The sequence below is a fragment of the Oceaniglobus ichthyenteri genome (assembly GCF_003057885.1).
Classification (GTDB): Bacteria; Pseudomonadota; Alphaproteobacteria; order Rhodobacterales; family Rhodobacteraceae; genus Oceaniglobus; species Oceaniglobus ichthyenteri.
Map to the genome: position 1 here is coordinate 21,218 of NZ_QAGK01000015.1, position 17,286 is coordinate 38,503.

16 protein-coding genes are annotated in these 17,286 nt (G+C 58.5%); 8 read left to right on the top strand and 8 right to left on the bottom strand.

Annotated features, from left to right (window positions below; genetic code table 11):
- Positions 1-194: 194 nt before the first annotated feature.
- Both ribA and C8265_RS17115 read left to right on the top strand, forming a co-directional pair.
- Entirely contained in the window at positions 195-1,268 is a 1,074-nt protein-coding gene (ribA, locus tag C8265_RS17110; RefSeq protein WP_108485254.1) for a GTP cyclohydrolase II, read from the top strand.
- Positions 1,265-1,756, top strand: coding sequence for a L,D-transpeptidase family protein (locus tag C8265_RS17115; protein ID WP_108485255.1), 492 nt, complete (start codon positions 1,265-1,267; stop codon positions 1,754-1,756). Before ribA ends, C8265_RS17115 begins: the two co-directional genes overlap by 4 nt.
- A gap of 58 nt (positions 1,757-1,814) precedes the next feature.
- Here C8265_RS17115 and C8265_RS17120 read toward each other — a convergent pair whose 3' ends face one another.
- Both C8265_RS17120 and C8265_RS17125 read right to left on the bottom strand, forming a co-directional pair.
- On the bottom strand, positions 1,815-2,462 hold the full coding sequence (locus C8265_RS17120) for a YggS family pyridoxal phosphate-dependent enzyme (protein ID WP_108485256.1): 648 nt from the start codon (positions 2,460-2,462) through the stop codon (positions 1,815-1,817).
- Between the two features lie 103 nt (positions 2,463-2,565).
- On the bottom strand, positions 2,566-3,480 hold the full coding sequence (locus C8265_RS17125; RefSeq protein ID WP_108485257.1) for a porin: 915 nt from the start codon (positions 3,478-3,480) through the stop codon (positions 2,566-2,568).
- 273 nt (positions 3,481-3,753) lie between these two features.
- On the opposite strand from C8265_RS17125, the gene C8265_RS17130 reads away from it, so the two are divergent.
- Positions 3,754-4,263 (top strand): DUF3576 domain-containing protein, encoded by a 510-nt coding sequence (locus C8265_RS17130; RefSeq protein ID WP_108485258.1) that lies wholly within the window; start codon positions 3,754-3,756, stop codon positions 4,261-4,263.
- A gap of 40 nt (positions 4,264-4,303) precedes the next feature.
- Here C8265_RS17130 and C8265_RS17135 read toward each other — a convergent pair whose 3' ends face one another.
- Positions 4,304-5,548, bottom strand: coding sequence for a glycosyltransferase family 4 protein (locus C8265_RS17135; RefSeq protein ID WP_108485259.1), 1,245 nt, complete (start codon positions 5,546-5,548; stop codon positions 4,304-4,306).
- 151 nt (positions 5,549-5,699) lie between these two features.
- Between C8265_RS17135 and leuS the strand changes: the two genes are divergently transcribed.
- From leuS to holA, 3 genes are read left to right on the top strand one after another with little or no spacing between them, the layout of a single operon-like run.
- The gene (gene leuS, locus C8265_RS17140; RefSeq protein WP_108485260.1) at positions 5,700-8,255 is read left to right on the top strand and encodes a leucine--tRNA ligase; all 2,556 of its coding nucleotides are present in this window, start codon (positions 5,700-5,702) and stop codon (positions 8,253-8,255) included.
- Positions 8,242-8,757: an LPS assembly lipoprotein LptE gene (gene lptE, locus C8265_RS17145; RefSeq protein ID WP_108485261.1), complete on the top strand. Its 516-nt coding sequence runs from the start codon at positions 8,242-8,244 to the stop codon at positions 8,755-8,757. The genes leuS and lptE overlap by 14 nt, the downstream gene beginning before the upstream one ends.
- Positions 8,754-9,740 (top strand): DNA polymerase III subunit delta, encoded by a 987-nt coding sequence (holA, locus tag C8265_RS17150; protein ID WP_108485262.1) that lies wholly within the window; start codon positions 8,754-8,756, stop codon positions 9,738-9,740. The genes lptE and holA overlap by 4 nt, the downstream gene beginning before the upstream one ends.
- Before the next feature lie 103 nt (positions 9,741-9,843).
- On the opposite strand, the gene C8265_RS17155 is transcribed toward holA, so the two are convergent.
- The 5 genes from C8265_RS17155 to C8265_RS17180 form a co-directional block, all read right to left on the bottom strand.
- Positions 9,844-10,455 (bottom strand): hypothetical protein, encoded by a 612-nt coding sequence (locus C8265_RS17155; protein WP_108485263.1) that lies wholly within the window; start codon positions 10,453-10,455, stop codon positions 9,844-9,846.
- Positions 10,456-10,662: 207 nt separating this feature from the next.
- A complete protein-coding gene (gene serA, locus C8265_RS17160) occupies positions 10,663-12,255 on the bottom strand; it encodes a phosphoglycerate dehydrogenase (RefSeq protein WP_108485264.1) in 1,593 nt (530 codons plus the stop codon).
- A gap of 46 nt (positions 12,256-12,301) precedes the next feature.
- Positions 12,302-13,447 (bottom strand): phosphoserine transaminase, encoded by a 1,146-nt coding sequence (locus C8265_RS17165; protein WP_108485265.1) that lies wholly within the window; start codon positions 13,445-13,447, stop codon positions 12,302-12,304.
- 294 nt (positions 13,448-13,741) lie between these two features.
- The gene (locus tag C8265_RS17175) at positions 13,742-14,404 is read right to left on the bottom strand and encodes a DsbA family protein (RefSeq protein ID WP_108485267.1); all 663 of its coding nucleotides are present in this window, start codon (positions 14,402-14,404) and stop codon (positions 13,742-13,744) included.
- Positions 14,401-14,937 carry a DUF721 domain-containing protein gene (locus tag C8265_RS17180; RefSeq protein ID WP_108485268.1) on the bottom strand — a complete coding sequence of 179 codons (537 nt, stop codon included), beginning with the start codon at positions 14,935-14,937 and terminating at the stop codon, positions 14,401-14,403. The genes C8265_RS17175 and C8265_RS17180 overlap by 4 nt, the downstream gene beginning before the upstream one ends.
- An 84-nt stretch (positions 14,938-15,021) precedes the next feature.
- Between C8265_RS17180 and mutY the strand changes: the two genes are divergently transcribed.
- Positions 15,022-16,080 carry an A/G-specific adenine glycosylase gene (gene mutY / locus C8265_RS17185; RefSeq protein ID WP_108485269.1) on the top strand — a complete coding sequence of 353 codons (1,059 nt, stop codon included), beginning with the start codon at positions 15,022-15,024 and terminating at the stop codon, positions 16,078-16,080.
- A gap of 42 nt (positions 16,081-16,122) precedes the next feature.
- Positions 16,123-17,253: an alkane 1-monooxygenase gene (locus C8265_RS17190; protein WP_108485270.1), complete on the top strand. Its 1,131-nt coding sequence runs from the start codon at positions 16,123-16,125 to the stop codon at positions 17,251-17,253.
- The last annotated feature ends 33 nt before the right edge of the window (positions 17,254-17,286 follow it).

Genomic DNA, 17,286 nt, shown 5'->3' on the forward strand with positions numbered 1-17,286 from the left:
TGGCATATCAGATGTGGCCACATCACAGGTTCGGCAAGAAATGCTGCACCATACTCACGCGGTCGTGTCCCAAACATGGGAAATGTTTCACCTTTTTACAGGGTTTGGCCCACTTTCGCTCAACTCGCCAAAGGAAACGGTGTTCCCTTTCCCCCCTGAAACACCGTAAATGGCGCCATGAAAGGCCCGATTACATGATCCTTACCCCTACGTTGCCCGAACGCTTGGCGCGGGCACGGTCCGATCTGCGCATGGGCCTGCCTGTTGTGCTGCGCCGGGGGGCGGCCTGTCTGTTGGCCGCAGCCCCGGAAACACTGCACCCCGACCGGTTTGCCAACCTGATCGCGGGGGGCGCGGCATATCTGGCGCTGACCCACCGGCGCGCCGAAACCTTGAAAACACCGGTGTATGATGGCGACATCACGCGCATCGAAATTCCGACCACAATGAATCTGAGCCGACTGCGCGCCATTCTCGATCCGGCCGATGATCTGCGCGCGCCAATGAAAGGCCCGTTTCGCCCGGTGCGCACGGGCGATCCGGCGCCGGCCCGCACCGCCATCGCGATTCTGAAATCGGCCCGCCTTTTGCCTGGCGCGCTGATGGTGCCATGTGCCGACCCGCCCGGCGATCTGACGGTGATCGACATGGACGATCCCACCTTGGATCTGATCGGCGACGCAGCGGTAAAACCGGTCGTCGCCGCGCGCCTGCCCCTTGCGGTCAGCACGGCGGCCCGGCTGCATATTTTCCGCCCCGACGATGGCGGCGAAGAGCATTACGCCGTTGAAATCGGGAAACCCGATCGCGATGGGCCGGTTCTGGCGCGATTGCACTCGGCCTGCTTTACCGGCGATGTTCTGGGGTCGCTGAAATGCGATTGCGGGCCACAGTTGAACGGCGCCCTGGCGCAAATGGCGCAAGAAGGCGGCGGCATCTTGCTATACCTCAATCAGGAAGGGCGCGGCATCGGCCTGACCAACAAAATGCGCGCCTATTCCCTTCAGGATCAGGGGTTTGATACGGTCGAGGCCAATCACCGCCTGGGCTTTGAGGATGACGAACGGGATTTTCGCATTGGCGCGCATATGCTGACCGCGCTTGGCATCGACAAGGTGCGCCTGCTTACCAATAATCCGCGCAAGGTTGAAATGTTGGCCACTCACGGGCTGACCGTGACGGAACGTGTGCCGCTGCATATTGGCGAAAACCCGTTGAACGCGGCGTATCTGCGCACCAAGGCCGCCAAATCAGGCCATCTATTGTGACACCCGATGATCTGGTGCTGACTCCGCGCGGCGTGCGGTTTCGGGGGCGGATTTACCCCTGCACCATCGGGCGGGGCGGCGTGACATCGCACAAACGCGAGGGGGACGGCGCCACTCCGCACGGCATTCTGCGGATCACCGACATGCTCTATCGGCCCGACCGAATGGCGCGCCCTGCCCCGTGGGCCACGCCAATCCGACGCGGTGATTTATGGTCCGATGCCCCCGAAAATCCGGACTACAACACCTTGGTGCGCGCGCCTTATTCCGCCAGCCATGAAACCCTGCGCCGGGCCGATCCCCTTTATGATCTGATCCTGATCACCGATTGGAACACGCCCGCGACACCCCACAGGGGATCGGCCATTTTTCTGCATCGCTGGCGCAAGCCGGGGCATCCCACAGAAGGCTGCATCGCATTTCATCCAACACATCTGCTTGAAATCGCAAAACAAATACAGCCCGGCACCGGTCTGCACACCGCCTAGCTTTTTCTTGCCTTAAATATCCAATTTCAAACCTACCGCCGGGCGCAACCGGCCAAGTTTATGCGCGCGCACCAAAGATTGCCGATCCGACACGCACATGGGTCGCGCCAAAGCTGATTGCCGTTTCAAAATCCCCCGACATGCCCATGGACAGGCCCGCCAACCCGTTGCGCGCAGCCATTTTTGCGAGCAGAGCAAAATGCAAACTGGGCTCTTCTTCGGCTGGGGGGATACACATAAGCCCAAGCACCGGCAAATCCAACGCCTGACACTCGGCCACAAATCCATCGACATCAGTAGGCAGAACGCCGGCCTTTTGCGGCTCTTCGCCCGTGTTGACCTGAATGAACAAATCGGGGCATTGGCCGGTTTCCTGCGCCAACCGCGCCAGGGTTTGGGCCAGTTTGGGCCGATCAAGGGAATGGATCACCTGAAACAAATCAAAGGCTTGCCGCGCCTTGTTGGTTTGCAATGGCCCAAGAAGATGCAAATCGACCGGGCCGAACCGATCGCGGAATTCGGGCCATTTGCCGGCCGCTTCTTGCACACGGTTTTCACCAAAACAACGGTGGCCCTGATCCAACACCGCCTCTACCCGTTCGAGCGGTTGCATTTTGCTGACCGCAATCAAACGGGTGCTGCCCGGGGTGCGATCCGCCTGTTTTTCGGCATGATCGATGCGGGCTGTGATATCAGACAGGGTCATATCCGGGCTCCTTTAGTTTAAAACCGGGATAGGCCAGTGCCGTACAAAAGAAAAGAGCGGGCACAAGGCCCGCTCTTTCCGTCATCCAATTCCTGTTAGGGAATTAGAAGGACATCGATACACCGAAGTCATAGTATGTGTTGTCGCCGCCAACAAAGTTGTCGCGAACAACGCCACCCTTCAGAGCAGCACCGCCACCCAGGTCATAGGATGCGCCGATACCGAAGTCGGTTTCGCCGTCGAACTGCTCGATTGCGAAAGCAGTCGCAGTGGTCGCACCGAAGACATAGTCAAGCGACAGACCATACTGGTCGTTGGTGGAGATCGCATCGTCAACCGAACCGTAGATCGCTTTTACGGTTGCGTCGCCAAATGCGGCGGTACCACCCAGAACGATGTGGTCGATGTTGCCGGTGTCTACACCGAAAGCGTCGGTTGTGTTGTAGTTTTCGTAACCCAGAGCAACGGTGTAGTTGCCAGCGGAGTACTTAACACCAACGCCATAGGCTTCGTTCGTGCCGAAGGGCGAGCCGACTACGGCTGGTGCGCCGGGGTTTTCGGCCGATGCGTAGAATGTCAGCGAACCAGTGGAATATTCGTACAGGGCGCTGGGACGGTACACAGCAGCCGAGTTCAACAGGTAGGTCACTTCGTTCCGATCGCCCAGGCCGGTCAAGCCAACGCCCGACAGATCGCCAACAGCAGCTTCAGCAGCGCCGCTTACGTCACCCATCGACAACTTGCCGAATGCGCCCGAAACAAATACGGAACCTTCTTGACCGTTGGTTGCCTGATCGTTTTCGTAGTTGTCTACGCGAACCGAACCACCGAATGACAGGCCGCTGTCAGTTTCGCCGGAAGCGGCGAACGAGATGCGGATACGGCTGGTGAAGTGCAGACCACGTGCATCATCCATATCGATGATACCCATACGGCCGTCGCCACCAACGGTAACTTCTGCGGCTGCAACACCGGCCGACATGATCAGCGCGGTTGAGGCCAGGAGAACATTTTTCATTTCGATTTCCCTCGTGTAATTCTCTAAAGGTTTATCTCATTCCAGGAAATCCGAAGTGAGACATGAGCCTAATTCGCTCGCCTGCCCCCTAATTGCAAGCGGGCCATGCCCTCCCGGTTCAAACCGCATTCAGATGATGCACCTTTGCCACAGTCATTTTCAGGCGGGCAAACCCGGGGCCAGTGCGGCAAGGGCGCAGGAAATGGTCAAAAATCCTTGTGACGCAAGAGTCGGTCGGATACATACGAGAAAAACAAGGGGTGAGGGCACAATATGGGCACGCGCGGGATCATGAAATCTGGCCTGATGGCAGTGATGGGAATAGCCCTGTCTGCCTGTGGTGGTTTTAACTTTGGCCAACAAGACCCAAGCGTGGAAAGCGCCGCCGACCGTGAGATTCGCGAATACCGCGAGCGCGAGCTGCAGCAGCGCCCGGAACAATCGACCCTGTTTGATCTGTTCACCAATGCCGATGATCCGAATGTAACCATCGAAGTGAACAAATATATCTGGAACGCAGCGCAAGAGGTGCTGAATTTCATGCCCATCGAATCGGCCGATCCATTTTCGGGCGTCTTGGTGTATGGCTATGGTCGCCCCCCCGGCGGTGGCCGCGCCTATCGGGCCACCGTATATGTGCAAGACCCGGCATTGGATGCACGGTCGCTGAATGTTGCCCTGCAAACCCAGGGCGGACCGGCCAGCGTTGATACGGTGCGCGCCATCGAAGATGCGATTCTGACCCGCGCGCGGCAGTTGCGCATTCGCGATGGCAAGCTGTGATTCACAGCCCCCAAAGCTGACGAATTAGGGCAAGGCGGGGTCAGCCCGCCGCGCCCCTTGCCAAATCCGCCACCCACGCGAACTGCCTTGGCAGGCACACCGTTTTCAAATCATAGCGTTCGATCACCCGCGCCCGGGCCTGTTCCCCCAGCCGTGCGCGCAGCGGCGCGTCGTTGCACAACCGCTCAACCTGATCGACCATCGCTTTGGCATCGAAAAAATCGAACAACACACCGGTTTCGTTGTCGGTGATCACTTCTTCTACTGGGCTCGTCGCGCTGCCGACAATGGCCGCTTCACAGGCCATCGCCTCCATCAAGCTCCAGCTCAGAACAAATGGATAGGTCAGGTATAAATGTACCGTCGATACCTGTAACAGCGACAGGAAATCCCCATAGGGCACCTTGCCCACGAAATGCACCCGCGCCCAATCGGCATCGGGGATATCGCCGCGCACTTCGGCAATCATCTTGTCCTTCCAGGTGCCGCCCTGCCTTGGCGCCGATCCATAACTGACGCCATCCCCCCCCACCACAATCACCTGTGCATTCGGGCGGCGGCGCAGCAAATCGCCAAGGCCCCGCATGAAGATGTGAAAGCCGCGGTAGGGTTCGAGATTACGGTTCACAAAGGTAATCACCTCATCCTTGCGGCTGAAGGTGGTACCGTTCAGGGTGACCTGTGCATCGGGGTTGGGTTTTACGTGATCGGTATCGATTCCGTCATGTACGACAGTGATCTTTTGGCGCAGATCGGCGGGATGGGTGCTTGCCTGCCAATTGGTCGGGCACAGGGCGGCATCGGCATTTTCAAGCTGCAGCCGCATCGACAGATTGCGCATCTTGATTCGCGCCCCTTCGCCAAACGCGCCCTTCAACAGAAATTCAGGGTCAAACCCGATATCGGCCCCTTCGGCCATGTAATGAAATTCGCTGAACACCCCGAGCCGGGCATCGGGCCACACCTCTTGCAGGAACAACGCTTCGCCCCAACCGCTATGGGCGATGATGATATCGGGCGCATAACCTTTTTCATTCAGCTGATGCGCCACTTTGTAAACTGTCGCGCCCCGGTGCACAGCACCGTTCAGATTGGTCAGCCATGGATGATGTTTCTGCCCTTCGGGTTCGCTCCATTTATAGGGCACCAGATTCACGCCCTGCCATTTCTGCTGTTTGTCCACCCGGCTGGTCAGGGCGACAACCCGGTGCCCCTGGGCCGCCAGAGCCGGAGCGAGGTGTTTGAACTGACCGGGAAAGTTCTGGTGCAGAAACAGGATTTTCATGAACGTGCCTCATCTTTTCGTATCACGCCACGCTATACCGCAAAATCACCATGGGCCATCGCCGAAAATCGTGCACTGGACCAATCGCGATCTGCAACATATCAAGCGCAGAAATAAATCGTACATGAACGCTTGAACCAAAGGTTTCTCGATGTCCTCTTATTCTGCCGCAGAAATTGAACCGAAATGGCAACAGGCCTGGGAAACCGCCGGCACGTTTACCGCCGTGCGTGATGACGCCAAGCCGAAATATTATGTGCTTGAGATGTTTCCCTATCCGTCGGGCAACCTGCATATCGGCCATGTGCGCAACTATACCATGGGCGATGTGGTGGCGCGGTACAAACTGTCAACCGGGCACGCCGTGTTGCACCCGATGGGGTGGGATGCCTTTGGCCTGCCCGCCGAAAACGCCGCGATGGAGAAAAAAATTCACCCCGGTGAATGGACCTATCAAAACATCGCCAACATGAAATCACAGTTCGCCAAGCTGGGCCTGTCGTTGGATTGGTCGCGCGAATTTGCCACCTGCGATCCCGAATATTACGGCCAGCAACAGGCGATGTTCATTGATTTTCTGGAAAAAGGGTTGGTTTATCGCAAAAACGCGACCGTCAACTGGGATCCGGTGGATTTGACCGTTCTGGCCAATGAACAGGTGGAAGATGGCAAAGGCTGGCGATCTGGCGCGGTGATCGAGCGGCGCGAGCTGACCCAGTGGTTTTTCAAAATCTCTGATTATTCCGAAGAATTGCTGAATGCGCTCGACGGGCTGGACAACTGGCCCGACAAGGTAAAATTGATGCAGCGCAACTGGATCGGCAAATCGCGCGGTCTGCAATTTGCGTTTTCCCTGATTGATGGCCCCGCGTCCCATGACCGGGTCGAAGTCTACACAACCCGCCCCGATACGTTGTTGGGCGCGTCCTTTGTGGGTATCTCGCCCGATCACCCGCTGGCCAAGTCATTGGAACAGGACAATCCCGAACTGGCCGCCTTCAACGCCGAATGCCGCAAGATGGGCACCGCCGAAGAAGACATGGAAAAGGCTGAGAAAAAGGGGTTTGATACCGGGCTGCGCGTACGCCATCCGTTTGATACGGCGTGGGAATTGCCGGTGTACGTGGCCAATTTCATCCTGATGGATTACGGCACCGGCGCGATTTTCGGCTGCCCCGCCCATGATCAGCGCGATCTGGAATTTGCCCGCAAATACGATTTGCCGGTGATCTCTACCTTTGCCCCCGTGACTGACGAAGGCACCGCCCTGCCCGAAGATGGCGGCGATGCCTTTGTGCCGCCCAAAACCGACCCGGTGATTTACCTGCGCGGCTTTGCCGGGGATACCGAACAAACCGGGATTGAGGCTATCGACGCGGCCATCGCATTTTGCGAAGAAAACGGTGTGGGCCGGGGGGTGACCAATTTCCGCCTGCGCGATTGGGGCCTGTCGCGGCAACGCTATTGGGGCTGCCCGATTCCGGTTATCCACTGTGAAACCTGCGGCGTGGTGCCCGAGGCGAAAGAAAACCTGCCCGTGCGCCTGCCCGAAGATGTGACATTCGACAAACCAGGCAATCCGCTGAACTGGCATCCGACCTGGCGCGATGTGCCCTGCCCCAAATGCGGTGCCGCGGCCCAGCGGGAAACCGATACGATGGATACGTTTGTCGATTCGTCGTGGTATTATGCGCGCTTCACCTCGCCCGGTGCCGATCGCCCGACCAACGCCGCCGATGCCGCCTATTGGATGAATGTCGATCAATATATCGGCGGGGTAGAACATGCGATTCTTCACCTGCTGTATTCCCGGTTTTTCGCCCGCGCCATGCACGCCTGCGGCCACCTGCCCGCCAGCGCGATTGAGCCGTTCGATGCCCTGTTCACCCAAGGCATGGTAACGCACGAGATTTATCTGACCCGCGATGATACCGGGCGCGCGATTTATCACCTGCCCGGCGATGTGCATGATGGCAAACTGGCCGACGGCACAGCGGTTGAAATCATCCCCTCCGCGAAAATGTCGAAATCCAAGAAAAACGTCGTCGATCCCGAAGCGATCATCGCGCAATACGGCGCCGATACCGCGCGTTGGTTTGTGTTGTCCGATTCGCCCCCCGAACGGGATGTGGAATGGACAGCCAGCGGCGCCGAAGCCTCCAGCAAACACCTCAACCGCGTCTGGCGCATTGCCACCGATGCCATGCAGGCGCCGGAAACCGGCGAGGGCGACAAAGACCTGCTGCGCGAAATGCACAAGGCCGTGCATGATGTGACCATGGCGGTTGAGTCGTTCGGGTTTAACACCGCCGTTGCGCGGCTTTATGCCTTTACCAACGCCCTGCACAAATCCAAGGCCGGGCGCGGCGCAAAAACCGAAGCCGCGAAAACACTGGCGCAACTGATGGCCCCGATGACACCACACTTGGCCGAGGAATTATGGGCCACCCTGGGGGGAACCGGCCTGATCGCCAACGCGCCTTGGCCCATGGCCGATGCGGCGATGTTGGTGGATGACGAAGTGACGTTGCCCATCCAAATCAACGGCAAACGCCGCGCCGAAATTACCGTGCCGCGCGATATGCCCAAGGATGAGATTGAAAAACTGGTTCTGGCAAGCGATGCTGTGAAACGGGCGATGGCCGATGGGGCGACGCCCAAGAAACTGATCGTGGTGCCGGGGCGAATTGTGAATGTTGTACTCTAGGCGATTCCTTCTTCTGGCGCTTGCCGCCGTTCCGGCCTGCGGGTTTACCCCCGCTTATGGGCCGGGGGGCGCGGCCCATGGCCTGCGCGGCGCGATCACCGTTGATGCGCCCAATGATGAAGAAGGTTATCATCTGGTGCGCCGCCTTGAGGAACGATTGGGCGCGCCCACCACTGGCGCGTACCGTTTGTCAGCCAGCATCGCCATTGGCCAAGACGGGCTGGGCATTACCCCGGATCAGGATATCACCCGCTACCGCATTCGCGGCGAACTGACCTGGGCGTTGCGCCATCTGGCCAGTGATGAAATCGTTGCCGATGGTCGGGTGCGCAATTTCACCGCCTATTCCGCGCCGGTGTTTGACGACACGCGCGGATCAATCGCCGGCAATACCGTTTCGGTTTTAACGGCCGAGCGGGACGCGCGCGAACGGCTGATGATCATCCTGGCCGATCAACTGGTTGCGCGCCTGATTGCCACCGCCCCGGATTGGCAACGATGATTCTGACCGGGCCAAAGGCACAGGCGTTTCTGGCCAAACCCGACCCGAAACTTCCCGCCGTGCTGATTTACGGGGCCGATCCGATGCGCGTCGCCCTGAAACGGCAAGAAGCGGTCAAGGCGCTGATCGGGCCAAAGGGCGATGAAGAAATGCGCCTGACCCGCCTGCCCGCGTCCGATATCAACAAAAACGCCGCGCTGGTCATTGATGCGCTAAAATCCCAAGGGTTCTTTCCCGGCCATCGGGTGACCTTGGTGGAAGAGGCCAATCATTACAGCGGTGACACCCTGACCAAAGCTCTGAAAGATTGGCAGCCGGGCGATGCCACGCTGATCGTGACGGCGGGGGATTTGAAAAAAACCAGCCCGGTGCGCAAACTGTTTGAAAAACATCCCAGTGCCGTGTGCATCGCGATCTACGACAATCCGCCAACGGCGCAAGAGATCGACGCCGAACTCGCCCGCGCCAACCTGACCCAGATCGACCCAGACGCGCGGCAAATGCTGGTGACTCTGGCACAGCAATTGGACCCAGGCGATTTTCGCCAAACCCTGGAAAAGCTGGCGCTGTATATGTTGGGCGATACCACGCCGGTGTCCACAACGGATGTGAAAAATTGCGCCCCCGCCTCAACCGAGGCGGATTTGGACGATATGCTCGATATTGTCGCCACGGGCCAATCCGATAAAATCGGCCCGGTGATGACCCGCCTGCAAAGCCAGGGCGTGAACGCCGTCACTTTGTGCATCGGCACCCTGCGCCATTTCCGCACCCTGCACGGGCTGGCCGTGGGGGCCCGCGTCTTCCACCCCCGCGCCCGACAGTTAGAGAGCCAGGCGCGGGGGTGGGGCATTAACCGGCTGGAACAGGCGCTGAAACTGCTGACCGACACAGATTTATCCCTCCGCTCGGCCACAAGAGCCCCGCAAATGGCGGTAATGGAACGCGCGCTGATCCGGCTGGCGATGATGGGAAAGCGGTGAGGGGGGATTGGCCGCTCGAGAGACAATGAGAAAGAAAGCCGTTACGTTTTAAGTTTAATTGAAACAAGTTCGACAGATACAGCCAAGATCTGTCCGATCCGATTTATTCGCACCCCTCAATCGGATCAAATGATTGCGATGCGACAACAAGGTTACCACCGTCATATGTACGACGCTCGCGCAAGGTTTGCCCCTCAAATGCGGGAGATTCGCCAAAAAGACAGATTGTAAATGTTTCGGGCCGCTTTTCGAGTTTGCCAGTGATCACTGTAAATTCGTAGGGCATTATTATTTCTGACGCTTCAATTACGTTTTTGTTGTCCGCCGACGCCTCAACCCGCAGGGTAATCGGATAGGGTGAAGGGTTTTTCAGGTCCATTTTAAGCCGCAATCCTACAGCGTGAGACATGCTGGCGTCGGCATATGGCTGCCCGTCAAATACGACCCAGTATGGAATCGCGTCCGCCAGCTTTCGCGTATTGGTTTCCGTACCCTCAGTATTTTCGAGAATTCCTTCCGAAGCGGTGGCAATGCGTGCCACATCCCCTCGTGCGTCTTCAACGAGATCCTGAAAATTGGCAAAGTTCTCTGCCACTTCGGCAGGATAAACAAACGCATATAGGGCAAGGACAAGCCCACCGGTTGCAGCGATCGACGCTGTGAATGAGACAGCCCGTTCCAAGCTTATAAATAGCGATTTCAGGCTGGAAAACATGGGGCTGACTCACAATATGACCGTTTGGCGACAGCTAGCCATATCAGATTTTTAATTCAACTGGTTAGTCGCTGATGCGCCCCAGGATTTTTGCAAGGCTCATCAACCCACCGGTCGGTTTGTGTGTTGGCAGCGTTCCGAAAAGAAAACGCCTTGCCACCATCATCCGGCAACGCCGCACCACAAAACGCGGTGCGGCGTTCGTTTTTACATATTGAACCGCAAAGGCCGGATCGCGCGGAACATGCCGGTGGCGTGCAGTTTGTCCAGCACCGGCGCGGGGGGCTGATCGTCAAGATACAGCAATGCGATGGCGTCGGTGCCCTTGTCGGACCGGCCCAGGGTAAAGTTGGCGATGTTTACGCCGTTGTCACCCATGGTCTGGCCCAATGCGCCGATGATTCCCGGCACGTCTTCGTTGGTGGTATACAGCATATGTTCACCAATCTCGGCGTCTATGGTGATGCCTTTGATCTGAATGAACCGGGGCTTGCCGTCGGAAAATACCGTGCCGGCGATGCTGCGCTCTTGCTTTTCGGTCACCACGGTCAATTTGATATAACCATCGAACGTGCCGGTCTTGGCCTGGGTTGTGGTGGTCATATCGACACCGCGCTCTTTCGCGATCACCGGGGCCGACACCATGTTCACATCCGGGTTCGTCGCCTGCATGATACCCGCCATCACGGCGGCATTCAGGGCGGCGGTGTTCATTTCGGCCGCTTTGCCGTTATACAACACGTTCACCGCGAGGATCGGATCATCGGTCATCTGGCCCACGAACGTGCCCAGATGTCCGGCCAATTTAACCCAAGGGCCCATCACCAATGCTTCTTCCGCCGTGACAGATGGCATGTTCAACGCGTTGGTCACCGCACCCGACAACAGGTAATCCGACATCTGCTCCGCCACCTGAAGGGCCACGTTTTCCTGTGCCTCGGTCGTGGCCGCGCCCAGATGCGGGGTCACCACCACATTGGGCAGGTTGAACAGCGGGCTGTTGGTGGCGGGTTCTTCGGCAAACACATCGAATGCCGCACCGGCCACGCGGCCCTCTTTCAACGCGTCGGCCAGGGCTGCCTCGTCCACCAAACCGCCGCGCGCGCAGTTGATGATCCGCACCCCCGGTTTCAGCTTGGCGATGTTTTCCGCGCTCAGGATATTGCGGGTCTTGTCGGTCAGAGGCACATGGAAGGTGATGAAATCGGATTTGGCCAACAGCTCATCCAACTCAACCTTGCGCACGCCCAGTTCCACCGCCCGCTCTTCGCTCAGGAACGGATCATAGGCGATCACCTTCATTTTCAGGCCCAGCGCGCGGTCAATCACGATGCTGCCGATATTGCCGGCGCCGATCACGCCCAAGGTTTTCGCGGTCAGCTCAACCCCCATAAAGCGCGATTTTTCCCACTTTCCGGCATGGGTGCTGGCGTTTGCCTCGGGGATCTGGCGCGCCACAGCCATCATCAGCGAAATCGCATGTTCGGCGGTGGTGATCGAATTGCCGAAGGGCGTGTTCATCACGATCACGCCCTTTTTGCTGGCGGCGGGGATTTCAACGTTATCCACACCAATCCCGGCGCGGCCGATCACCTTCAGGTTGGTGGCGGCCTCTAACACTTTGGCGGTCACTTTGGTGGCGCTGCGAATCGCCAATCCATCGTATTCACCAATCACACTCAGCAGCTTTTCCTTATCCTTCCCGATCGACGGATCGAAGGTCACATCGATTCCACGATCGCGAAAAATTTGCACAGCGGTTTCCGACAACTTGTCAGATACAAGAACTTTGGGGGCCATCTCAGGGCGCTCCTTTGACTATATTTCGTGGGGGGTGGCGCGGGGGTTATCCCGCCGCCGCAAGCTCACTCAGATAGGCCCATTCGATCCAGGGCATCAGGGCGGCCACATCCGATGTTTCCACCGTGCCACCACACCAGATACGCAATCCGGGGGGCGCATCACGGTATCCGCCAATGTCAAACGCCACACCTTCTGCCTCTAACCGTTTCGCCACCGCCTTGGCAAAGGCGGCCCCATCGGCAATCGCCGGATTGGTAAATTTCAGGCAAACCGATGTGTTAGACCGTGTCGCCGGATTTTCGGCCAAAAAATCAATCCAATCGCGCGCGGTCACAAAATCGGCCACGGTGGCGGCGTTGGCATCGGCCCGGTCGATCAGCCCGGCCAATCCGCCAACGGATCGCGCCCAATCCAACGCCTGCAAATAATCCTCAACACACAGCATTGAGGGTGTGTTAATGGTTTCGCCCTTGAAAATCCCCTCAATCAGCTTGCCACCCTTGGTCAGGCGGAAAATCTTGGGCAACGGCCAAGCGGGGGCATAACTTTCCAACCGCGCAACGGCGCGGGGCGACAGAATCAGCATCCCATGGGCCGCTTCTCCGCCCAGAACCTTCTGCCAGGAAAACGTGGTCACATCCAATTTGTCCCACGGCAATTCCATCGCAAAGGCCGCAGAGGTGGCATCACATAATGTCAGCCCCGCACGATCTGCCGGAATTGCATCACCATTGGGCATCCGCACCCCCGATGTCGTGCCATTCCAGGTAAAACACACGTCATGGTCATAATTCAGCGCCGCCATATCCACGATCTGACCATACGGTGCCTCGTGAACTGTCGCTTCAATCTTCAGCTGTTTCACGGCATCGGTCACCCAACCGGCACCAAAACTTTCCCAGGCAACCATCTCTGCCGGGCGCTCGCCCAACAGGTTCCACATGGCCATCTCAAACGCGCCGGTATCTGACGCGGGGACAATGCCAATCCGATAATCGTCAGGCACGCCCAAAATCGCGCGCGTCTCATCAATCGCGGCGGCCAGCTTGGCCTTGCCGACAGCGGCACGGTGCGACCGGCCCAAGGGCGCGTCACGCAAACGATCCAACGAAAATACGGGGGGCTTGGCACAGGGGCCAGAAGAAAAACGCGGATTGACCGGCCGCGCAGCCGGAGCATCAATAGCCATTGATAGTATCCTCACAGATAAATGCGCCGCGTTGGGGCGGCGTGTCCCACCGCCGCTTTACGCGCTTACCTGTGTTGCCACAACCCGGAAAATGCGCCATTCCCGCTGCATTTTCGACGAATCGCACATCATCTGCGCCAATCGGAAACTCTGGCTTTTTCTTGCTCTAAATATCCAAAAAACCGCAGGTGAACGCGGGCGCATCGCCCAAAATCAAATCACAACCGCCGCCATATACGCCAAAACAAAAAATGAAGCGCGCGCGCCAGCGCGCCCCATTTGATCAAACCTGGCCTATTCGCCCAGTTTTTCATCCAGCAACGTGGCAAACTCGTCATAGCTCATGTTCGAATACTGCGTGCCATTCACCATGAATGTGGGGGTCGATTGAATCTGATCCTCAGCCTGAAATTTTTCCCAGGTCGCGACCATCGCCTGTGCCTTGTCGGCATCCGCCAGGCAGGCATCCAACTGCGTATCGCTCAAACCGGCGGTTTTGCCGATCCGGCGCAGGTTCGCCACAATCTCGGCGGGCTCGCCGCGCGTCCATTCTGCCTGCTGGGCGTAAATCAGATCGGTCACACCAAAATAGCGAACCGGCCCGCCACAGCGCGCCACCATCCCGGCCCACAGGCCATAGCGGTCAAAATACACTTCGCGGGCGATATAATGCACCTTGCCGGTGTCGATATAGTTCTTCTTGATCTCCTTCATCGGCCCTTCGTGGTAACGTTTGCAATGGGGGCAGGTGAAGGACGAATATTCCACCATGGTCACTGGCGCGTCCGCATCGCCCATGGTCATTTCATTCACCAACGACAGATCCACGTCACCCGCTTCTTGCGCATCCAGCGCGAATGATGTGGCGGCTGTGGTGTCGGTGGGTTGGTTCAGGTAATATACAGCGCCCCCCAAACCCAATGCGATGGCGATTATAGCAGGGATGAAACGTTTCATTTCAGGCCTTTCTTTTCAGAGGATTTTCTTAACACATTCCGCCCAAGGGATTCCAGGGCGCTGCGCAATGTCTGGTCGGTGATCGGGGCCACGGCCGCCTCGGCATGGGCATCGATTGCGGGGTCGGGCGGGGTCGTTTTGGCGCGTGGACGGTGATCGAAACTCACCTGTCCTTCGGCAAATCCGGTCGGCGCGGTCTGGGTAATCTTTACCCGTTTTATCGCCGCATATCCGTAACAGGCATTCACCTTTTCGCGAATCTTTTCCTTTTGCATCTCCAGCATCGGCGCCCGCGCCCCGGTGGTCAGCAAAATCAGCGTCGCGCCGAAATTTCCGCGCCCGTATGACACATTCACGGGTCGGCACATCCCGGCCACGTCTTCGCCCACGATTTCGGGCCAATGGGTCAAAAGACGGGTCACGGCAAATCCGCGCTTTTCCCCCGCCGCGCGAATCTGCGGGCCCAGCAACGCCGAGGTCATCTTGAATCCCCGGCTGAAACTGCGGGTCGCGGGGCGGCGGGGCTGGCTCATCTCTGTTCCATCGTTCAGGTTGCGCTAGTTCTAGGCGTTGTCGCGGTGCATACCAAGCCCAAGCCGGAAAAGGGACCATAAACATTGCGTGAAAGTGAACTCAGCGAAATTTTGTTGGACTGGTACGATGCAAACGCCCGCACCATGCCTTGGCGGGTGCCGCCCCAGGATCGCGCCGCCGGTCTGCGCCCCGACCCCTATCGCATCTGGCTATCCGAAGTCATGTTGCAACAAACCACCGTCGCCGCAGTGCGCGATTATTTCACGCGCTTCACCGCCCGCTGGCCCACAGTCGCGGATCTGGCGGCGGCAGATGACGGCGATGTAATGGCAGAGTGGGCCGGCCTTGGCTATTACGCCCGCGCCCGCAATCTGTTGAAATGCGCCCGCGCTGTGGTGGCCGATCATGGCGGTGACTTTCCCGACACCCACGCCGATCTGATCAAACTGCCGGGCATCGGCCCCTATACTGCCGCCGCCATTGCCGCAATCGCGTTTGATCGGCCTGAAACCGTGGTCGATGGCAATGTCGAACGGGTGATGGCCCGCCTGTTCGCGGTTCAAACACCCCTGCCCCCGGCCAAGCGTGAGCTGACCGCCCATGCCAGCCGCCTGACGCCGCAAACCCGCGCCGGAGATTACGCCCAGGCGGTAATGGATCTGGGCGCCACCATCTGCACCCCGAAATCCCCGGCCTGCGGCATCTGCCCGTGGATGGCCCCTTGTGCTGCGCGCCATGCCGGCATCGCCGCCGATCTGCCGCGCAAGCTGCCAAAACAGGCCAAGCCAACGCGCCATGGCATTGCCTATGTGGCCCGGCGGACCGACGGCGCACTGCTGCTGGAACGCCGGCCCGATACCGGTCTGCTGGGCGGGATGTTGGGCTGGCCCGGCGCGCCATGGGGTGACACGGCACAGGAACATCCCCCCCTTGCCGCCGATTGGCACGATCCGGGGCTGCATGTGCGCCACACCTTCACCCATTTCCATCTGATCCTGGCGATTCGCACCGCGAACGTGCCACAGGATGCGACTCCAACAACCGGCCATTTCATCGACAAACACGCATTCCGCCCCACCGATCTGCCGACCGTGATGCGCAAAGTGTGGGATGCCACCCGCGCGACATTCAGTACCCTTTAATCGGCCACATATCCCCCGTACATTCGGCAAAAAGGCCCGATCATGACCCGCAGACCCATTGCCAGCCTCGCCCGCGCCCTGCCCTTTTGGCTGTCGCTATCGCTGATTCCCCTGGTTGTTCTGGGCGCGGTTTATGGCGGCTGGACCCTGGCGTTGGTGCCGATTTGCACCTGGTACATGTTTTCCATCGTCGATGCCTTCGCCGGGCTCGAAACCGAAAACGCCGACCCCGACACGCCCGACGATCAACTGGTCTGGTATCGCCTGATCACGCTGATCTGGTTTCCGTTGCAATGCGTTACCACCTTTGGCCTGATCTGGTACACCGCCCACGCCCCCCATCTGGCAACCTGGGAAAAGATCGCGCTGTTCTTTGGGGTCGGGGTGATGAATGGCACGATCGGCATCAACTATGCCCATGAATTGATGCACCAGAAATCCAGGGTTGAACGCTGGATGGCCGATGCTTTGCTCGCCATGGCGTTCTATTCCCACTTCCGCAGTGAACATTTGCTGGTCCATCACCGTTACGTCGCCACCCCCCGTGATCCGGTCAGCGCCCGCTATAACGAGGGGTTTCACCGGTTTTACCCCCGGGTTCTGCGCGAATGTTACCAATCTTCCTGGCGCGCCGAGGCGGCGATGCTGGCGCGCAAGGGGCTGTCGAAATGGCACCGCTCGAATCCGTTCTGGCGCTATTGGGCGTTGCAGGCCATATTCGCCGCTCTCGCCCTGGCACTGGGCGGGCTGGCTGGCCTCGCCCTCCTGCTATTTTCGGCCGGCATCGCAATCTGGCAGCTTGAGCTGGCCAACTATGTCGAACATTACGGCCTGACCCGCAAATATCTGGGCGATGGCAAATACGAACACGTCATGCCGCGCCACTCCTGGAATGCCGCGCATAAGGCCACCAATTGGTTGCTGATCAACCTTCAGCGCCATTCTGACCATCATTACAAACCCAACCGGCGTTTCCCACTGTTACAGACCTATGACACGGATCAGGCGCCACAACTGCCCCATGGCTATCCATTGATGACATTTTTCGCGATGATCCCGCCTTTATGGCGGCGCAAGATGAACCCGATGGTGCGGGCCTGGCGCAAACGACATTACCCCGAAATCACCAACTGGCAGCCCTATTCCAAGGCCACCAATCCGATGCCACGCTAACGCCGCGCCCGGCTTTTTCTTGCCTGAAATATC